Here is a 16310-nt window from a genome sequence, read left to right on the forward strand (position 1 = left end):
CGAGGTTGGAACGCCGATGCGCTTAAGGTCCAGGCTCCTCAAATATCTGTTCGGGCATCACATCCTGAATGGGCTCGTCGTCGCGGTCGGCGTCTTTCTCGTCGGCCTGATCGCGACGACCGCCTTCGGCTTCCTGCCCGGCATGGCGGCGGCCTCGGGCGCGCTCTGCGTCTCCATCGCCGACACCTCGACGCCCTTCGCGGCCAAGCTGCGCATCCTGCCATTCGCCTGGATCTGCGCGGCGGCGGCGGCGCTCGCGACGGCGCTGGCCGGCGGCGATCCGCTGCTGGAGGGCGCGGTCGTGGTCCTGACCGGCTTCGCCGGCGGGCTGCTGATCGCGCTTGGCCGCTGGGCTATTCCCCTTTCCGTGCTGACCCTGCTGTCGATGGTGTTCACCCTCGGCGCCCCTGCCGCCGATCTCGTCGGGCGGCTTCATTACGCGGCGATGTCGGCGTTCGGCGGGGCGCTCTATGTGCCTGTCGCGCTGGCGCTGACGCGGGTTTCCGACACGTCCGGCCGAAGGCTGACGCTCGCCGAGGTCTTGCGCGAATTCGCGTCCTTCCTGCGCGGCGTCGCCGGGTTCTATCGCAAGGACGCCGACGAGGGCGAAATCTGTCTCAAAGTCGTGGAGCTCCAGGCCTCCTTCTCGGATCATTTGCAGACCGCGCGCAGCCTTATCGTCTCCGCCGCCGACCGCGCCGAGGCGACGCGCCTCATCGCGGCGCTCGCGGCGGTGCTGGAGGCGTTCGACGGCGTCGTCTCGACGCTGGCCGACCACGCGCCGCTGCGCCTCGCCGATTCTCCCAACGGCCTCGCCGCGCAGATGGAGCTGTTCCTGCTGCGGCTCGCCGACGATCTGGACGCGCTGGCGCTCGATCTGGTCGTGGGCGGCGACAATCTGACCTTCCCCGACCGCGCGGCGGCGCTCGATTCCTTCTCGCGCCAGATCGCGGCGCTGGAAACGACGCATGGCGCCGATCCGGAGGTGCTGCGTGCGGCGCGGCTCACCCGCGCCCGCGTCGCTTTGGCGCTCTCGCACCTCGCCCGTCTGCCGTGCCTGCTCAATCGCCAGGATCTCGCAGAGCAGGCGATGGCCGGGCTCGACATGCGCGCCTTCGCGCCGCCGCTGCGCGTCTCGCTGCAGGCGATCGCCTTGCAATGGCGCTGGTCCTCGCCGATTTTCCGCCACGCCCTGCGCCTCGCGCTCGCGCTGGGGTTCGGCTATGCGCTGATTGAGCTTGTCCCGGGTCTGAAACATGGCAACTGGATCCTTCTCACCATCGCGGTGATCATGCGCGCGAGCTACAGCGCGACCCGGCAGCGGCGTGATGAGCGCTTGTTCGGCTCGATCCTGGGCTGTGGGCTCGCCGGCGTCCTGCTGTGGATCGGTTCTTCTCCGCTGCTGCTCGCAGTGCAATTATTCGCGGTGGCCGTCGCGCACGCCTATGTGAAGGTCGATTACCGTGTGACCTCCGTCGCCGCGACGGTGATGGCGCTGCTCGGCCTGCATCTGATCGATCCGGTCGAGGCTCCGCCTGTGGCCGCGCGCCTCGTCGACACGCTGGTCGGCGCAGGCGTCGCCTTCCTGTTCAATTTCCTGCTGCCGCAATGGGAGAGCCAGACCGCGCCCGGCGTCGCCAAGGGCTTTTTGCGGGCGCTGCATCGCTATGCCGACCGCGCCCTGCGCTGGGACGCGCCGGAACAGGATTACCGGCTGGCGCGCAAGAATCTGATGGAGGCTTTTTCCGCATTGGGCGAATCAGCGGGCCGGATGCGCGCGGACCCGGCGGCGCGGCGCGATCTCTGGCCGGGATATAGCAAGTTGATCGCCGCCGCTTATGTCGCGGCGGCGCAGATCGTCACCGTGCGCCTGTTGATCCGCAACCGCCGCGACGATCTCGATCCGCTGGCGAGCCAGCAACTGCTCGACCAAACCCGCCGTGCGGCGATGGCCGCGCTGGATCTCGCGCTTCCCGCCCCGGCGCCCTGCGCTCCCGACGAACCGGGTGGGGGAGTTGACGAAACCGCCTTCGCCGGCCTGCGCCAGCGCTGCGACGAAGTGCTGCGCGAGGCTCAGGCGCTGCGTCGCCTCGCCGAGGAAGACTGGGCGCTGGCCGAGCGGCAGGCGGCGCATCCTTCCTGACCGGCGCAAGCCGCGATTGGCGTTAGCTGGCGCGGCGGCTATAATCCGGGCCTAACAGATTCAGGATCCTCGTGCCGGACAAAGACTTCCGCATCGTCATCGTCGACCAGAACCCCGTGCGCACAGCGATCCTTCGCGACGGCCTGCGCGAGGCGGGCCATCATCAGGTCACGGTGCTGGAATCCTCGCTCGACCTCGAACAGCGCCTGCGCGCCATCGACGCCGATATCGTCCTGATCGATCTGGAAAACCCGAATCGTGACGTGCTCGAACAAATGATCCGCATCAGCGGAGCCGAGGCGCGGGCGGTGGCCATGTTCGCCGACAGCTCCGACACCAGCATGATCGCGGCGGCCATCGACGCCGGCGTCTCGGCCTATGTCGTGGATGGGCTCAAGAAGGAGCGCGTGAAGAGCATCGTCGATCTCTGCGTCTCGCGTTTCAACGCCTTCGCGCGGCTGCGCGAGGAGTTGGCGCAGGCCCGCAGCCAGCTTGCCGACCGCAAGGCCATCGACCAGGCCAAGGGGCTGGTGATGAAGGCAAAGTCCATTTCCGAGGAGCAGGCCTATGCGATGATGCGCAAGGTCGCCATGAATGAAGGCAAGAAGATCGTCGATATCGCCCGCTCCATCATCACCGCCGCGGAATTGCTGAAATGACCCAGACCCTGCGCATCGGCTTCATGCCGCTCACGGACGCCGGCCTGCTCCTCGTCGCCGCCGCGAAAGGCTTCGACCGGGACGAAGGGCTCGCTTTTGAGCTTTGCCCGGAGACCTCCTGGGCGAATCTGCGCGACAAGCTGGCGCTTGGCATTTACGACGCCGCCCATATGCTCGCGCCGGCTGTCGTCGCTTCGACGCTCGGCCTCGACGGTTTCGCCGCGCCGATGATCGGCGCCGTCGCGCTGGGACTCGACGGCAACGCCATTTCCGTCGCGCCGGCTCTCGCCGACGCCCTGCGGGAAAAAATCTACGGCGACGCCGCGGATCCCGTCGTTACGGCGCGCGCGCTGGCCGCGCTGGTCGCTTTTCGGCGCGGCAAAGGCTTGCCGGCGCTGCGCTTCGCCCATGTCTTTCCCTATTCCGCCCATCATTATCAACTGAAGCTGTGGATGCGCTCAGGCGGGGTGGACCCCGAGGGCGTGCGGCTCACCGTGACGCCGCCGCCGCTGATGGAGGAGAGCCTGCGCGGCGGCTTCGTCAACGGTTTTTGCGTCGGCGAGCCGTGGAATTCGCTGGCGCGGCAATCGGGCGCTGCGGAAATTCTCCACCCCTGCCGCGCTCTGACGCCGGATTGCCCCGAAAAGGTGCTGGCCTTCCTCAGCGAGTCCGCGCGCGATGAGCCGGAGCGGCCGCGCGCCGCCGCCCGCGCCGTGCGCCGCGCCGCGCTCTGGGGCGAGCAGCCGGAAAATGCGCAGGAATTCTGCCGGCTGATCGCGGAGGGATTGGGCGGCGCGGTCACGCCGGACATGGTCGTCGCCGTGCTGGGCAAGAATGGCAAATCTTCGCCCTGGCTGCGGCTCGACGCTGAATCCACCGCGCTTTCCGCGCCGCAGGCGCTCTGGCTCTATGTGCTGATCGCCGCCTGCGGCCAGACCGAGGCGTCGGACGCTCAAGCCGAGCTGGCTCAGCGGGCGTTCTGGCCGCAGGACGGCGCCTCGCCGCCGCCCTCCGCGCCCGCCTTTTTCGAGGGTCCATTCAACCCCGCGCAATGGCGCGAATGGCTCGCGGCCTTCAACCGGCGCATGTTCTGAAACGGCGGCCCGCTGCCTTCTTTTGCGGCGCAATATCTTTTTTCACGGCGCCTTTTGCCGCTCAAATATACATTGCGACAAAATTGAGCAATGACTGAAATGCGATAAAGCGCTTTTAAAAACAGTATATTAAATCGATGACGGTCCTCTGGCGCCGGAATTGCCTATAGAGCGTCAGGTCAATGACGACCCCGATCATCGGTTCGCGGAGCCAACGCTGGCTCTTGCGTGAGACTGACTGGCGCCTTTCCAACTGGACAAGGCGCCGGAAGCGCGGGCGTTGTCAGGCAAACTCTCCCTCGTCAGTCTCACTCGTGAACCTCTGCTCGGATTCGTCGCAGCAAAGGGTCCGTCATGGGACAGATCGAGAAATTTCCGCAGCCGACCAAGCTCGTCGTCATCGGCAATGGCATGGCCGCGGGCCGCGCCATGGAAGAGCTTTTCGCCAAACAGCACGCGCCGATGAAGGTCACGGTGTTCGGCGCCGAGCCGCGCGTGAACTATAACCGGATCATGCTTTCGCCTGTGCTCTCCGGCGAAAAGACTTTTGACGACATCATCATTCATGACCACGCCTGGTATGCGAAGCATGGGGTCGAGCTTCGTTCAGGCGAACCTGTGGTCGGGATCGATCGCGCGGCCAAAACCGTCGAGACGGCGTCCGGCGAGAAAGTCCCCTATGACAAGCTGATCATCGCGACGGGTTCGATGCCCTTCGTCATTCCGGTTCCGGGCGCGAATCTCGAAGGCGTCGTCACCTTCCGCGATCTCGACGACGTCGAGAAGATGCACGGCGCGGCTGACAAGGGCGGCAGCGCGGTGGTGATCGGCGGCGGCCTGCTCGGCCTCGAAGCGGCGGCGGGCCTCGCCCTGAAGGGAATGAAGGTTTCGGTCGTGCATCTCATGCCGACCCTGATGGAGCGCCAGCTCGACCCCAGCGCCGGCTACCTGCTCGAAAAGGCGATCAAGGCGCGCGGCATCGACGTCTATACCAAGGCCAATACCGAAGCCATCCTCGGCGACCAATGCGTCACCGGCGTCAGGCTGAAGGACGGCACCGTCCTGCCGGCCGATCTCGTCGTGATGGCCGTCGGCATCCGGCCCAATTTCGGCCTCGGCAAGGCGGCGGGCCTCGAATGCAACCGCGGCATCGTCGTCGATGACCAGCTCCTCACCAGCGATCCCGATATCTTCGCGGTCGGCGAATGCGTCGAGCATCGCGGCCAGTGCTATGGCCTGGTCGCGCCGCTTTACGAAATGGCCAAGGTGCTGGCGAGCGAGCTCGCGGGCGAGAATCCGGGGGGCTTCGTTCCTGCTGTCACCTCGACCAAGTTGAAAGTCACCGGCATCGACCTGTTCTCGGCGGGCGATTTTTCCGACGACGATGAGAACAACGAAGTCGTGCTGCGCGACCCTGCGCGCGGAATTTACAAGCGCGTCGTGCTGCGCGACGACAAGATTGTCGGCGCCGTGCTTTACGGCGACACGGCGGACGGCGCCTGGTATTTCGACCTGCTCAAAAAGGGCGAGGACGTCGGCGCGATCCGCGACACGCTCATCTTTGGCCAGGCCTATCAGGGAGGGTCCCCGCTGGACCCTACGGCGGCCGTTGCAGCCTTGCCGGATGATGCGGAAATCTGCGGCTGCAACGGCGTATGCAAGGGTTCGATCGTCTCGGCGATCACGGGGGACGGCCTCACGACGCTCGAGGACGTGCGCGCCAAAACGAAGGCTTCGGCCTCTTGCGGTCAATGCGCGGGCAAGGTGGAGCTGCTGCTCGCAGCGACGCTCGGCGACGGTTATGAAAAATCTGGCCGCAAGGCGATGTGCAAATGCACGGACCTGACGCATGAGGAAGTGCGCGGCTTCATCAAGTCCAAGCAGCTCAAGTCGCTTCCCGCCGTGATGCAGGAATTGGGCTGGAAGTCCTCGGGCGGCTGCCCGTCCTGCCAGCCGGCGCTGAACTACTACCTCGTCTGCGACTGGCCGGGCGAATATACCGACGATTATCAGGCCCGTTACATCAACGAGCGCGTCCACGCGAATATCCAGAAGGACGGCACCTTCTCGGTGGTGCCGCGCATGTGGGGCGGCGTGACCACGCCGGACGAATTGCGCGCCATCGCCGATGTCGCGGACCGCTTCAGCATCCCGACGGTGAAGGTCACCGGCGGCCAGCGCATCGACCTGCTCGGCGTTAAAAAGCAAGACCTTCCCGCCGTCTGGGCGCAGCTCAATTCGGCGGGCCTCGTCTCGGGCTTCGCCTACGCCAAGGGCCTGCGCACCGTGAAGACCTGTGTCGGCACGGACTGGTGCCGCTTTGGCACGCAAGACTCCACCGGACTGGGCGTCAAGCTCGAAAAGCTGCTGTGCGGCTCGTGGACCCCGGCGAAAGTGAAGCTCGCCGTCTCCGGGTGTCCGCGCAATTGCGCCGAATCCACAGTGAAGGATATCGGCGTGATCTGCGTCGATTCTGGCTACGATATCCACGTGGGGGGCGCGGCGGGCCTGCACGTGCGCGCCACCGACCTGCTCGGCCATGTCGCCACCGAGGAGGAGGCGCTCGAATATTGCGCCGCGATCATGCAGATGTATCGCGAGGAAGGCGCCTATCTCGACCGTCTCTACAAATGGGTCGACAAGACCGGGCTGGAGCGACTTCGCGCCACGATCTTCGAGGATCACGCCGCCCGAAAGGCGCTCTACGAGCGCTTCATGCTCTCGCAGCGCTATGCGCGCCGCGACCCTTGGGCGGAGCGCGCCGCGGGCAAGGATCTCCACGAATTCATGCCGCTCGCCGTGCTGTCGCCGATTTCCCGCGCGGCAGCCGAATGACCATTTCCGAGGATTTCGCCATGGAAGAAAACAAGACCTTCTGGTTCGACTGCGGCCCGGTCGACGCCATTCCCTTGCGCGGTGCGCGCACCTTGCGCACGCCGCGCCGCGAGATCGCCGTGTTCCGCACCGCGACCAACGAGATCTTCGCGCTGGAAAACAAATGCCCCCACAAGGGCGGGCCCTTGAGCGAAGGCATCGTCCACGGGCGCAAAGTCGCCTGTCCGCTGCACAACTGGATCATCGATCTCGAAAGCGGCGCAGCCACCGGCGCCGATCAGGGCTGCGCGCGGAGCTTTCCGGTCAAGATCGAGCGCGGCCGCATCTATCTCGACATGGATGTCGCCGCCCAGGCCTGACCTTGACCGTCCCGCGCAATGAGCCCGAAATGACCAAGACGATCTCAACCACCTGTCCCTATTGCGGCGTCGGCTGCGGCGTCAGCGCAGAAGCATCCGGCGCAAAAGCGCTCGTGGCGGGCGACAAGGCGCATCCGGCCAATTTCGGCCGGCTGTGCGTCAAGGGCGCGTCTCTGGCGCAGGTGCTGACGCTGGAGGAGCGGCTGCTCCATCCGCGCATCGGCGGCGCCCGCGCGAGCTGGGACGAGGCGCTGGAGACGGTCGCCCGCGTGTTCGGCCAGACCATCGCGGAGCATGGGCCGGATTCGGTCGCCCTTTATGTCTCCGGCCAGTTGCTGACCGAGGATTATTACGTCGCCAACAAGCTGATGAAGGGCTTTGTCGGTTCGGCCAATATCGACACCAATTCGCGCCTGTGCATGTCGTCCTCGGTGGCGGGCCACAAGCGCGCCTTCGGCGCCGACACCGTGCCCGGCTGCTACGAGGATCTCGAAGACGCCGATCTCGTCGTGCTTGTCGGCTCCAATCTCGCCTGGTGCCACCCGATCCTCTACCAGCGGCTCGTCGCGGCGCGCGAAAGGCGCGGCGGCCTGCCGCGCGTGGTCAATATCGACCCCCGCCGCACCGCGACCAGCGAGATCGCCGATCTTCATCTTTCGCTCGCGCCGGGCTCCGACGTCGCGCTGTTTTCCGGCCTGCTGGGCGAACTGAACCGCGTCGGAAAGCGCGCGAAAAAATTCGTCGCTGCGCACACCAATGGGTTGGACGAGGCGCTCGCCGCCGCCAGGCCGTGGACGCTCGACAAGGTCGCCGCCGAGACGGGCCTCAGCCGCGCCGACCTGCAACGCTTCTTCGATCTCGTCATCGAAAACGAGAAGACCGTCACGGTCTATTCGCAGGGCGTCAACCAGTCGGCGGCGGGGACCGACAAGGTCAACGCCATCATCAATATGCACCTGCTGACCGGCCGCATCGGCAAGCCGGGCTGCGGGCCTTTCTCGGTCACCGGCCAGCCCAACGCCATGGGCGGACGCGAGGTCGGCGGCCTCGCCAACATGCTCGCGGCCCATATGGAGCTGGACAATCCCGCCCATCGCGCGCTGGTGCGGAATTTCTGGGGCGCGCCCACGCTGGCGGAAAAGCCCGGCCTCAAGGCGGTCGAGCTGTTCCAGGCCATCGACGACGGCCGCGTCAAGGCGGTCTGGATCATGGCGACCAATCCGGTGGACAGCCTGCCCGACGCCGATTTCGTCCGCGCCGCGCTGAAGAAATGCCCCTTCGTCGTCGTGTCCGACGTCGCGGAAAACACCGATACCGGCGCGCTCGCCCATGTCCTGCTGCCGGCGCTCGCCTGGGGCGAGAAAGACGGCACGGTGACCAATTCCGAGCGCCGCATCTCGCGGCAGCGCGCCTTGCGCGCGGCGCCGGGCGACGCGCGCGCCGACTGGGACATCGTTTGCGACGTCGCGCGGCGCATGGGTTTCGGTGAGTCTTTCGCCTATGACGGCCCGGCGCAGATTTTCCGCGAGCACGCCGCGCTGTCTGGCGCGGGCAATGACGGAACGCGCGATTTCGACATTTCCGGCTGCGCCGAACTTTCCGACGCCGCCTACGAGGCCCTGGCGCCGTTCCAATGGCCTCTGCGCAAGGGCGAAAAAGGCGGCGACGCGCCGAAGCGCTTCTTCGCCGATGGCAAATTCTTCACGCCCGACGGCCGCGCGAATTTCGTGGCGACGCCTTATCGCGGCCTCGCGCAAAAGGCGGCGCGGGGTGAATATGTGCTGAATACTGGCCGCGTGCGCGACCAATGGCACACGATGACCCGCACCGGCCGCGCCGAGCAATTGTCGCAGCATATCGCGGAGCCTTTCGCCGAACTGAATCCGCTCGACGCCGCGCTTCTCGGCGTGGGGCCTGCGGGCCTCGTCCGGCTTTCCAACGCGCGCGGCGCCGTGCTGCTGCGCGCGCAGATCACGGCTCGGCAGCGGCGCGGCAGCGTGTTTGCGCCGATCCACTGGACAGAACAATTCGCCTCCGCCGCGCGGGTGGATGTTCTGGTTGCGCCGGTGGTCGACGCCATCTCCGGCCAGCCAGAATCCAAGGGAACGCCAGTTGAGGTCGAGCCGGTCGATCCCGCCTGGTACGCCTTCGCCCTGAGCCGCGAGAAGCCCGAACATCTCGACTGCGCCTATTGGGCGCGGGCGCGGATCGCGGGCGGCTGGCGGCTCGAACTCGCGGGGCTGAACGATCCCGACGACTGGGAGCTTTTCGCGCGCAGCCTGTTCGGCCTTGGCGCGGGGGAGGGCGAGTTGACCGTCCTGCGCGATGCGCGCTCCGGCTCTTACAGCTGCGTCGCGACCCGTGAAGGCTCGACAAGCGCAAGCGGTCGGCGCACGCCGGAGCGCGCGCAAGAAATCGTCGGCGCGATTTTTGTGGCGAAAACGCCGGTCGGCATCGCCCGATCCTGGGCCTGCGAGCAATTCGCGCAGGTCGAGGTCGAGCCGCTGGCCTTGCTCGCCGGGCGCCCGCCGCGCGCCTGCCGCGACCCGGGCCGCAAGGTCTGCGTGTGCATGAATGTCGGCGCCAACATCATTCTCGACGCCATTTCCGAGAAGAACCTCGGCAATGTCGCGGCCATTTCCGACGCCACGGGCGCCGGCTCCGGCTGCGGCTCCTGCAAGCCTGAAATCGAACGCCTGCTCGGCCAGCAGCGGGCGGCTGTCGCTGTCAAATCGTGATATTGAACTGAAAGGGTGAACGCATGAAACTGTCCGACCTGAAGCAATCCGGCCATTGGCCGACGCTGCTTTCCGCCTTCCTCTACTTCGACATCAGCTTCATGGCCTGGGTCTCGCTTGGCCCGCTCATGGTCTATATCGCCAAGGCCATGAATATTCCGGTTGAGCAGAAGCTGACGCTGGTCGCCATTCCGGTGCTGTCGGGCGCGATCCTGCGCATTCCGCTGGGCATTCTCGCCGATACGATCGGCTCCAAGCTCACCGGCACAATCGCTCAGATCGTCATGATCATCGCCTGCGCCTATGTCTGGATGTTTGGCCTCAGCGGCCCCCAATCGGTGGCGATCTTCGGCGCCATTCTCGGCCTTGGCGGCGCCTCCTTCGCCGTTGCCTTGCCGCAGGCGAGCCGCTGGTATCCGCCCCATTTGCAGGGCATTGTCATGGGCATCGCCGGCGCCGGCAACATGGGCGTGGTGCTCGACACCCTGTTCGCGCCGACCATCGCCGAACATTTCGGCTGGCAGGGCGTCTATGCCGCACTGCTGATCCCGATGGTCATCATCCTCGCCATTTACATGCTGACGGTGAAGGACGCGCCCGGTTCGGTCAAGCGCATCCCGCTTGCGGCCTATGGCAAGCTGCTGCTCGACACCGACAGCCGCTGGTTCATGTTCTTCTATTTCATCACCTTCGGCGGCTTCGTCGGCCTCGCTTCGGCGCTGCCGCTCTATTTTACCGCGCAGTTCCACGTCACCCCGGTGGCGGCGGGCCTGATGGTGTCGCTGATCGTGTTCTTCGGCTCGACCTTCCGGCCTGTCGGCGGCGCGATTGCGGACAGGGTTGGCGGCATCAAGTCTCTGACCGTGATGTTCCTGGTCGTGGCGGCCTGCTATTTCACCGTGTCGCAGCTGCCCGAGGGCCCGGCCCCGGTCGGCGCGGCGGGCTGGATGCTCACCGAACTGCCGATGATGGGCTGGGTCGCCGTGGCGCTATTCTCGGTCGGCACCCTTTGCCTCGGCATGGGCAATGGCGCGGTGTTCCAGCTGCTGCCGCAGCGCTTCCGCAATGAAGTCGGCGTGATGACCGGTCTGGTCGGTTTCGCCGGCGGCCTCGGCGGCTTCTTCCTCGCCAAGGCGCTCGCGACCTCCAAGGGCATGACCGGTGGCTTCATGGCCGGCTTCCTGTTCTTCGGCTTCCTCGCTTTGCTCGGCGTGGGCGGCCTCAGTCTCGTCAAGCACCGCTGGCGCACCACTTGGGGCGCGGTTTCCGGCGCCCGCATCTGATCCGCAACATTCCCTCTCCCCGCGAAGGCGGGGAGGGGCTCGAGCAGTTTCCGCTTCACTTGAGGAGGAAACGGCTCTCAGGAGCGAATGCGACGCCGAGCTGATGCGACGGATTCGCCTGTCGTGGCGAGCCACGATAGGCGAGAAATGGGCTAATCTGACAAGCCGTCCCTCCTCTTGAGTCTGCCGAATGACCCGCCTCGACCGCTTCGATCATGATCTGCGCTACGAGATCGGCTTCGCCAGCGAATGCGGGCGCCGCGCCGACAATCAGGATTATGGCGCCGCGCGGATCGGACGGCCGCGCGTCGATTCCCGCACGGGGGTGGTCGTCGCCGTGGCGGATGGCGTCGGCGGCCACAAGGGCGGGCGCCAGGCGTCGGAGCTCACCGTCCGCAGCTTTCTAGACGGCTTCTTCTCCTTGCCGGGATCATTGGGCGTCAGGCAGGCCGCGTCGCGCGCGCTCGATTCCATCAATGCCTGGATCGTGGCGCAGGGTAGGGTCGATCCCGAACTCGCCGGCATGGCGACCACCTTTACCGCGCTCATCCTCTCTGGCCGCTCCGGCCATTGCGTTCATGTCGGCGACAGCCGGCTCTATCGATTCCGCGAGGATGCGCTGGAGCAGCTGACAGACGACCATGTGATGGGGCGCGGCGATTTCAAACATATGCTGCGCCGCGCCGTCGGGATGGATGAATCCGTGCGGATGGACCACAGCGCCTTTTCGCTGCGTCCACTCGAACGTTACCTGCTGTGCAGCGACGGCGTGCATGGCGCCTTGAGCGATGCGAAATTGCGTGAAATCCTCGCCCGTCGCGCCGCGCCCGAGCAGACCGCGCAAGACCTCGTCGCCGCCGCGCTCGACGCCGGAAGCGCCGACAACTGCACTGCGATGGTCGTCGATATCCTCGACACGCCGCCCGCCGAAGCGGGCGAATTGCGCGATTTCTTCCACGATCTGCCGATCCTGCCGCCGCCTGCGCCGGGCGTGCTGGTCGATGATTACCGCCTCGACTCGCTTCTGGCCGAAGGCCGCTACAGCCGGCTGATGCGCGCGGAAGATTTGCGCACGGGCGCCCAGGTCGTGATCAAATTTCCGCAGCCGCGCGTGACCGAGGACGCCGCCTATCGCCACGCTTTCGTCAACGAGGCCTTCGTCGCCAGCCGCGTCCGCAGCCCGTGGATCGGCGAAGTCATCGAACAGCCGGTGGAGCGCCAGACCCGGCTCTATTCGGTCATGCCCTTTTATGACGGCGAAACGCTCGAACAGCGATTGAACCGAGAGCCGCGCGTCTCCTATGCCGAAGGCGCCCAGCTCGCCACCCGCATCGCGCGCGCCGTCGTCGCTTTGCATCGCGCCGGGATCATCCACCGGGACATCAAGCCGGACAATATCCTGCTGCTGAAGGACGGCGGCTTGCGCCTGATCGACCTTGGCGTCGCGCGCCTGCCGCAGCTGGAGGATTTCGCGCCGCAAGACATTCCGGGCACGCCGTCCTTCATGGCGCCGGAACTTTTCGCAGGCGCGGCGGGCGATGAAATGTCCGACCTGTTCGCTCTGGGCGTCACGGTCTATCGCCTTTTTTCGCGCGCTTATCCTTATGGCGAGATCGAGCCTTTCACCAAGCCGCGCTTCGGCGCGCCCGCCTCGCTCGCCGCTCGCCGCCCGGACCTGCCCGCCTGGCTGGAAGGCGCGATCGCCAAGGCCATCGCGGTCGATCCCGCGCAACGTTACGGCGACGTGCTGGAATTCGCCTTCGAGATCGAAAATGGCGCACGTACCGGACGCCCCGAGGCGCCGAAGAAGACCGCGCTCTACCAGCGTAATCCGCTGCTGTTCTGGCAGGCGCTCTGCGCTCTGCTCGCGGTGGCGCTGATTGTCGTGCTGGCGCGACGGTGAGGATCGATCTTGCCGATCCGCTTGGCGCCGTCGGCGGAATATCCCGAGGTCAGGCTCAGACCTTGATCTCGCGCCACTCCCACCAGCAGGCGGATTGCGGCCAATGCCCGTGCGGGCGGTTCTGACCCTGAGAGGCCCGGCGCCAAAGCTACCATTATCATTGTGATGTTGGCGCCCTCTTCGAAGCGCTGGCCATTCCTTCCATCATCGACATCGTCCGCCCATCGCGAGGACAGCATCAAGTGCGGAATGGTTCGGTAGGCTCGAATTTGCTATTGTGACCGGGCGCCGCTGTCGTCGAAGGCGTCGCTTATGAATGCCGTCGCTGAATTTCATCGACCGCAATCCTTCGACGCAAGAAGGGGCGGAGACCATGCAGTCCAAGAACCCATTCCGACATCACACACCCGACGACGATCCGGAGCAGGGCACACCCGGCACCGGGGACGACGTCTGCCCCGAATGCCAGGGGACAGGCAAGAAGCTCGACAAGGAAACGGGCAAGCCGACCGACAAGACTTGCGAACGCTGCGACGGAACGGGGATAATCATCCAAGGGATTGGTTAGCGTCGCCGAATTCGTTCGCGGTAAACGCCTGCCAGGCGGAACGCTTGGCAGGCGCAACGCTTGGCGGGCGCGGCTCACCGTAAGATTGTCGAGCGAGCCGCGCAGTGTTTCGGCCGGGATGGCGAGTTCGATCCGCCGTCACCGAATTTCCGAGAACGGCGCCGAGCCGTCGTTCACGTTGCCGACGGGTGACGCGTTAGATCCGAACGCAGCCGATGTTGGAGGCGCCCCCCGACGTTTTCCAAGGCCCCATCTGATCGTCAGATATGGATTCGTGAACGAGTGCGGGATCGGCGCGGATCATTCCTTCACCGCGCGGTCGAGATTGAGCGCTTGGCTGAGGAGGGAGGCCTGCTCCTCGCTGATCCGCGCCGAAGCGACGTCCATGCCCGTGAGTTTCGCGCCGGCCAGATTCGCGCCGCGAAGATCGGCGCCCGCGGCGTCGGCGCCGGAGAGATCGGTTCCGGAAAAGTTCGCGTCGTTCAGCTTGGCGAATTCGAGGTCGGCCCGGGAAAAATCGGCGCGGGAGATATCGGCCTGCCGGAGGTCGGCGCCGCGCATGATCGCGTGCATCAGCCCCATCGATTGGTTCTTCATGTCGGCTGAGGCGTCAGAGCCGGATAGATTGGCGGCCACCATGCTGACGCCGGAAAAATCGCCAGCCAGACGCGCGCCGGCGAGATTGACGCGATCCATTTTCGCGCCCTGCAATTGCGTGCCGAACAGATGGGCGTCGGACAGGCGGGCGTCGCTGAAATCGGCGTTGAGCGCCCAGACCTGATCGAGCACGGCGCCTCTGAGGTCGGCGCCGCGGAGATTGGCGCGGTTGAGCCGCGCGCCGCGCAGATTGGCGCCAGAGAGGTCCAAAACGGACAAATCGAGCCCGTTCAGGCTCTTGTCGGCAAGGTCCAGCGCCTCGCCGACGCCGCGCCCCGCGATCAGCGCCTCGACATCGGCGCGCGTCAACTCGGCCTTGGTGAAGGCGGGCGACGACAGATCGACGCCAGCCAGCATGCCTTGCGCGAGGACCTGCCCTGAAGGCGCGGCGAACGCGAGCGCGCAGGCCAGCGCGAGTTCCATGCGTGTGCTTCGTTTCATTGCCGCCTTCTCCCAATCTCTTTAACGCATCGAAGGTCGCTAAAGTTTGGCCCCAAGGGGAGCTATGGCGTTTCTAAGAGAAAGCCGCGCTCAGGCCCCGATCCCCCAGAAGTCGGCGATGAGCCGCGCGGCGGGCAGGCCGGCGTTCACCACGCCGAACCCTTCCCGCCCGCCGTCGGCGGCGGCGGAATCGACGGGAAATCCATGGCCCATCTCGGCGACGGTCCAGAATTCGACCGCGGCGCGCTTCGGCGTGCTCCAGACGCGGCGCCGCACCCCCGGCCGCGGCGTCGTGTCGGCGTTCGGCGGTCCGCCGAAACCATGGACCTCGCTCCACTGGATGGCGAGGGCCTCGGCGTTATGCGGATCGACCAGTTGATCGCGCCCGCCCTGCCAGATTGATAGACGCGGCCATGCGCGCGGCTTGACCGTCGGTGGCGCCGCCCGCCGGACGGAATCCGCCAGCGTCCGCCGGTTCATCAGGCCGTCGGCGCGGCGCATGCGCAACAAGGCCGAGGCGCTGTTGTAGGCGGCGCCGACCGGCATGCCCGCGACCACCGCTCCCGCCGCGAAAACAGCGGGATAGGCCGCCAGCATCGCCGCGGCCATGGCGCCGCCGGCGGAAAGCCCGACGATGAAGACCCGGCGTGGGTCGGATTTGAAACGGATGGTCGCGGCGCGCACCATCTGGCGGATCGACATCGCTTCGCCGCCGCCCCTGCGGACGTCGCCGGGTTGATACCAATTGAAGCAGCGCCCATGGCTGTTCTTTGAGGTCTGCTCAGGCAGCAGCAGGGCGGCGCCGATGCGCTGGGCCAGAGCGATCCAGCCGGAATTGCGGGCGAAGGAAGAAGCGCTCTGCCCGCAGCCATGCAGCACCACGATCAGCGGCGCGCCTGCGAGCTGCTTTTTCGGCGGCGCATAGACGAACATGCGCAGGGCGCCGGGATTGGAGCCGAACGCTTCGACTTCGACCACGCGTCCTGCGGGGCTGGGCGCGGGAATGGCCTTCACGAGCGGCAGCCAGGCCGCCGTCCAGAACGCCGCCGCGCCCTTCATGGCCCGCCGAATCTGCTTCGAGCTGCGCGCCATTATTTCCCGCTTTTGCGCCGCTTGAGCTTTTTGGGGGTCTTGAGCGCAGCGGTCCCGAAATTGGTCGACATCTTGCCGGCCTCCTGGATCATGGCCGTCTGCTGCTTGCGCGCGGCGGCCTGCCAGAGGGCTCGCCCCGTGCCGGCGACCTTGTTGGCGCCGCTCAGCCAAAGGCTCATGAAGGGGTTCTTTTTCGTCAGATGACGCATGCCGGCCTCCTTGCGGGCGCCGGAGGGCGCCTCGCCTTCATCGCCGTGATTCGCGGTCAATCGGCGCGGTCGAGCCTGTCCCGTCCATTGACGATCCAGTTGTCGATGCGCGTGTCCGAGACGGTTTTATTATCCGGCCCGTTGATGCGGATGACCTCACAGCCCTGCATATGCAGGGCTCGTGCATGGGCCAGGGCGCGTCGCTCGGTGGGCGCGCTCGGCGAGCGCGTTTCCCTTGTGCCCGGCGAGGTCCGATAAATGACAACCCAATCCGACATGGCGCGCTCCTCCGAAATCGAAGTTCTCAAGCTACCGTCCGAGAACGCAGT

General features: G+C 66.1%; 13 protein-coding genes. 9 read left to right on the forward strand and 4 right to left on the reverse strand.

Annotated elements, in window-relative coordinates:
• Positions 1-16 precede the first annotated feature (16 nt).
• From QM467_RS04350 to QM467_RS04390, 9 genes are all read left to right on the forward strand, one after another.
• Positions 17-2143, forward strand: a complete 2127-nt coding sequence (locus QM467_RS04350) for an FUSC family protein (RefSeq protein ID WP_283365079.1) — start codon at positions 17-19, stop codon at positions 2141-2143.
• Positions 2144-2214: 71 nt separating this feature from the next.
• Positions 2215-2802 (forward strand): ANTAR domain-containing response regulator, encoded by a 588-nt coding sequence (locus QM467_RS04355; RefSeq protein WP_283365080.1) that lies wholly within the window; start codon positions 2215-2217, stop codon positions 2800-2802.
• Positions 2799-3896: a CmpA/NrtA family ABC transporter substrate-binding protein gene (locus QM467_RS04360; protein ID WP_283365081.1), complete on the forward strand. Its 1098-nt coding sequence runs from the start codon at positions 2799-2801 to the stop codon at positions 3894-3896. Before QM467_RS04355 ends, QM467_RS04360 begins: the two co-directional genes overlap by 4 nt.
• A 354-nt stretch (positions 3897-4250) precedes the next feature.
• Complete coding sequence (gene nirB, locus QM467_RS04365; RefSeq protein ID WP_283365082.1) at positions 4251-6731, forward strand: nitrite reductase large subunit NirB; 2481 nt, start codon at positions 4251-4253, stop codon at positions 6729-6731.
• Positions 6728-7090 (forward strand): nitrite reductase small subunit NirD, encoded by a 363-nt coding sequence (nirD, locus tag QM467_RS04370; RefSeq protein WP_446737729.1) that lies wholly within the window; start codon positions 6728-6730, stop codon positions 7088-7090. The genes nirB and nirD overlap by 4 nt, the downstream gene beginning before the upstream one ends.
• A gap of 29 nt (positions 7091-7119) precedes the next feature.
• Positions 7120-9828: a nitrate reductase gene (locus QM467_RS04375; RefSeq protein ID WP_283365083.1), complete on the forward strand. Its 2709-nt coding sequence runs from the start codon at positions 7120-7122 to the stop codon at positions 9826-9828.
• Between the two features lie 23 nt (positions 9829-9851).
• A complete protein-coding gene (locus QM467_RS04380; protein WP_283365084.1) occupies positions 9852-11111 on the forward strand; it encodes an MFS transporter in 1260 nt (419 codons plus the stop codon).
• Between the two features lie 190 nt (positions 11112-11301).
• On the forward strand, positions 11302-13014 hold the full coding sequence (locus QM467_RS04385) for a bifunctional protein-serine/threonine kinase/phosphatase (protein ID WP_283365085.1): 1713 nt from the start codon (positions 11302-11304) through the stop codon (positions 13012-13014).
• Positions 13015-13330: 316 nt separating this feature from the next.
• Complete coding sequence (locus QM467_RS04390; RefSeq protein WP_283365086.1) at positions 13331-13582, forward strand: hypothetical protein; 252 nt, start codon at positions 13331-13333, stop codon at positions 13580-13582.
• A 300-nt stretch (positions 13583-13882) separates the two neighbouring features.
• On the opposite strand, the gene QM467_RS04395 is transcribed toward QM467_RS04390, so the two are convergent.
• The 4 genes from QM467_RS04395 to QM467_RS04410 all read right to left on the reverse strand — a co-directional run bounded on the left by QM467_RS04395 (position 13883) and on the right by QM467_RS04410 (position 16259).
• Positions 13883-14680, reverse strand: coding sequence for a pentapeptide repeat-containing protein (locus QM467_RS04395; RefSeq protein ID WP_283365087.1), 798 nt, complete (start codon positions 14678-14680; stop codon positions 13883-13885).
• 90 nt (positions 14681-14770) lie between these two features.
• The gene (locus QM467_RS04400; protein WP_283365088.1) at positions 14771-15772 is read right to left on the reverse strand and encodes an extracellular catalytic domain type 1 short-chain-length polyhydroxyalkanoate depolymerase; all 1002 of its coding nucleotides are present in this window, start codon (positions 15770-15772) and stop codon (positions 14771-14773) included.
• Positions 15772-16041 (reverse strand): hypothetical protein, encoded by a 270-nt coding sequence (locus QM467_RS04405; protein WP_283365089.1) that lies wholly within the window; start codon positions 16039-16041, stop codon positions 15772-15774. Before QM467_RS04405 ends, QM467_RS04400 begins: the two co-directional genes overlap by 1 nt.
• Complete coding sequence (locus QM467_RS04410) at positions 16038-16259, reverse strand: hypothetical protein (protein WP_283365090.1); 222 nt, start codon at positions 16257-16259, stop codon at positions 16038-16040. Before QM467_RS04410 ends, QM467_RS04405 begins: the two co-directional genes overlap by 4 nt.
• Positions 16260-16310 lie beyond the last annotated feature (51 nt).

This window comes from Rhodoblastus sp. 17X3 (genome assembly GCF_030056575.1).
Classification (GTDB): Bacteria; Pseudomonadota; Alphaproteobacteria; order Rhizobiales; family Beijerinckiaceae; genus Rhodoblastus.

What these genes read in the sequence shown, in the direction of transcription:
- QM467_RS04350 (WP_283365079.1), top strand. Translation starts at nt 17, where the DNA reads ATGCGCTTAAGGTCCAGGCTCCTCAAATATCTGTTCGGGCATCACATC.
- QM467_RS04360 (WP_283365081.1), top strand. Translation starts at nt 2,799, where the DNA reads ATGACCCAGACCCTGCGCATCGGCTTCATGCCGCTCACGGACGCCGGC.
- nirB (WP_283365082.1), top strand. Translation starts at nt 4,251, where the DNA reads ATGGGACAGATCGAGAAATTTCCGCAGCCGACCAAGCTCGTCGTCATC.
- nirD (WP_446737729.1), top strand. Translation starts at nt 6,728, where the DNA reads ATGACCATTTCCGAGGATTTCGCCATGGAAGAAAACAAGACCTTCTGG.
- QM467_RS04375 (WP_283365083.1), top strand. Translation starts at nt 7,120, where the DNA reads ATGACCAAGACGATCTCAACCACCTGTCCCTATTGCGGCGTCGGCTGC.
- QM467_RS04380 (WP_283365084.1), top strand. Translation starts at nt 9,852, where the DNA reads ATGAAACTGTCCGACCTGAAGCAATCCGGCCATTGGCCGACGCTGCTT.
- QM467_RS04385 (WP_283365085.1), top strand. Translation starts at nt 11,302, where the DNA reads ATGACCCGCCTCGACCGCTTCGATCATGATCTGCGCTACGAGATCGGC.
- QM467_RS04390 (WP_283365086.1), top strand. Translation starts at nt 13,331, where the DNA reads ATGCCGTCGCTGAATTTCATCGACCGCAATCCTTCGACGCAAGAAGGG.
- QM467_RS04395 (WP_283365087.1), bottom strand. Translation starts at nt 14,680, where the DNA reads ATGAAACGAAGCACACGCATGGAACTCGCGCTGGCCTGCGCGCTCGCG.
- QM467_RS04400 (WP_283365088.1), bottom strand. Translation starts at nt 15,772, where the DNA reads ATGGCGCGCAGCTCGAAGCAGATTCGGCGGGCCATGAAGGGCGCGGCG.
- QM467_RS04410 (WP_283365090.1), bottom strand. Translation starts at nt 16,259, where the DNA reads ATGTCGGATTGGGTTGTCATTTATCGGACCTCGCCGGGCACAAGGGAA.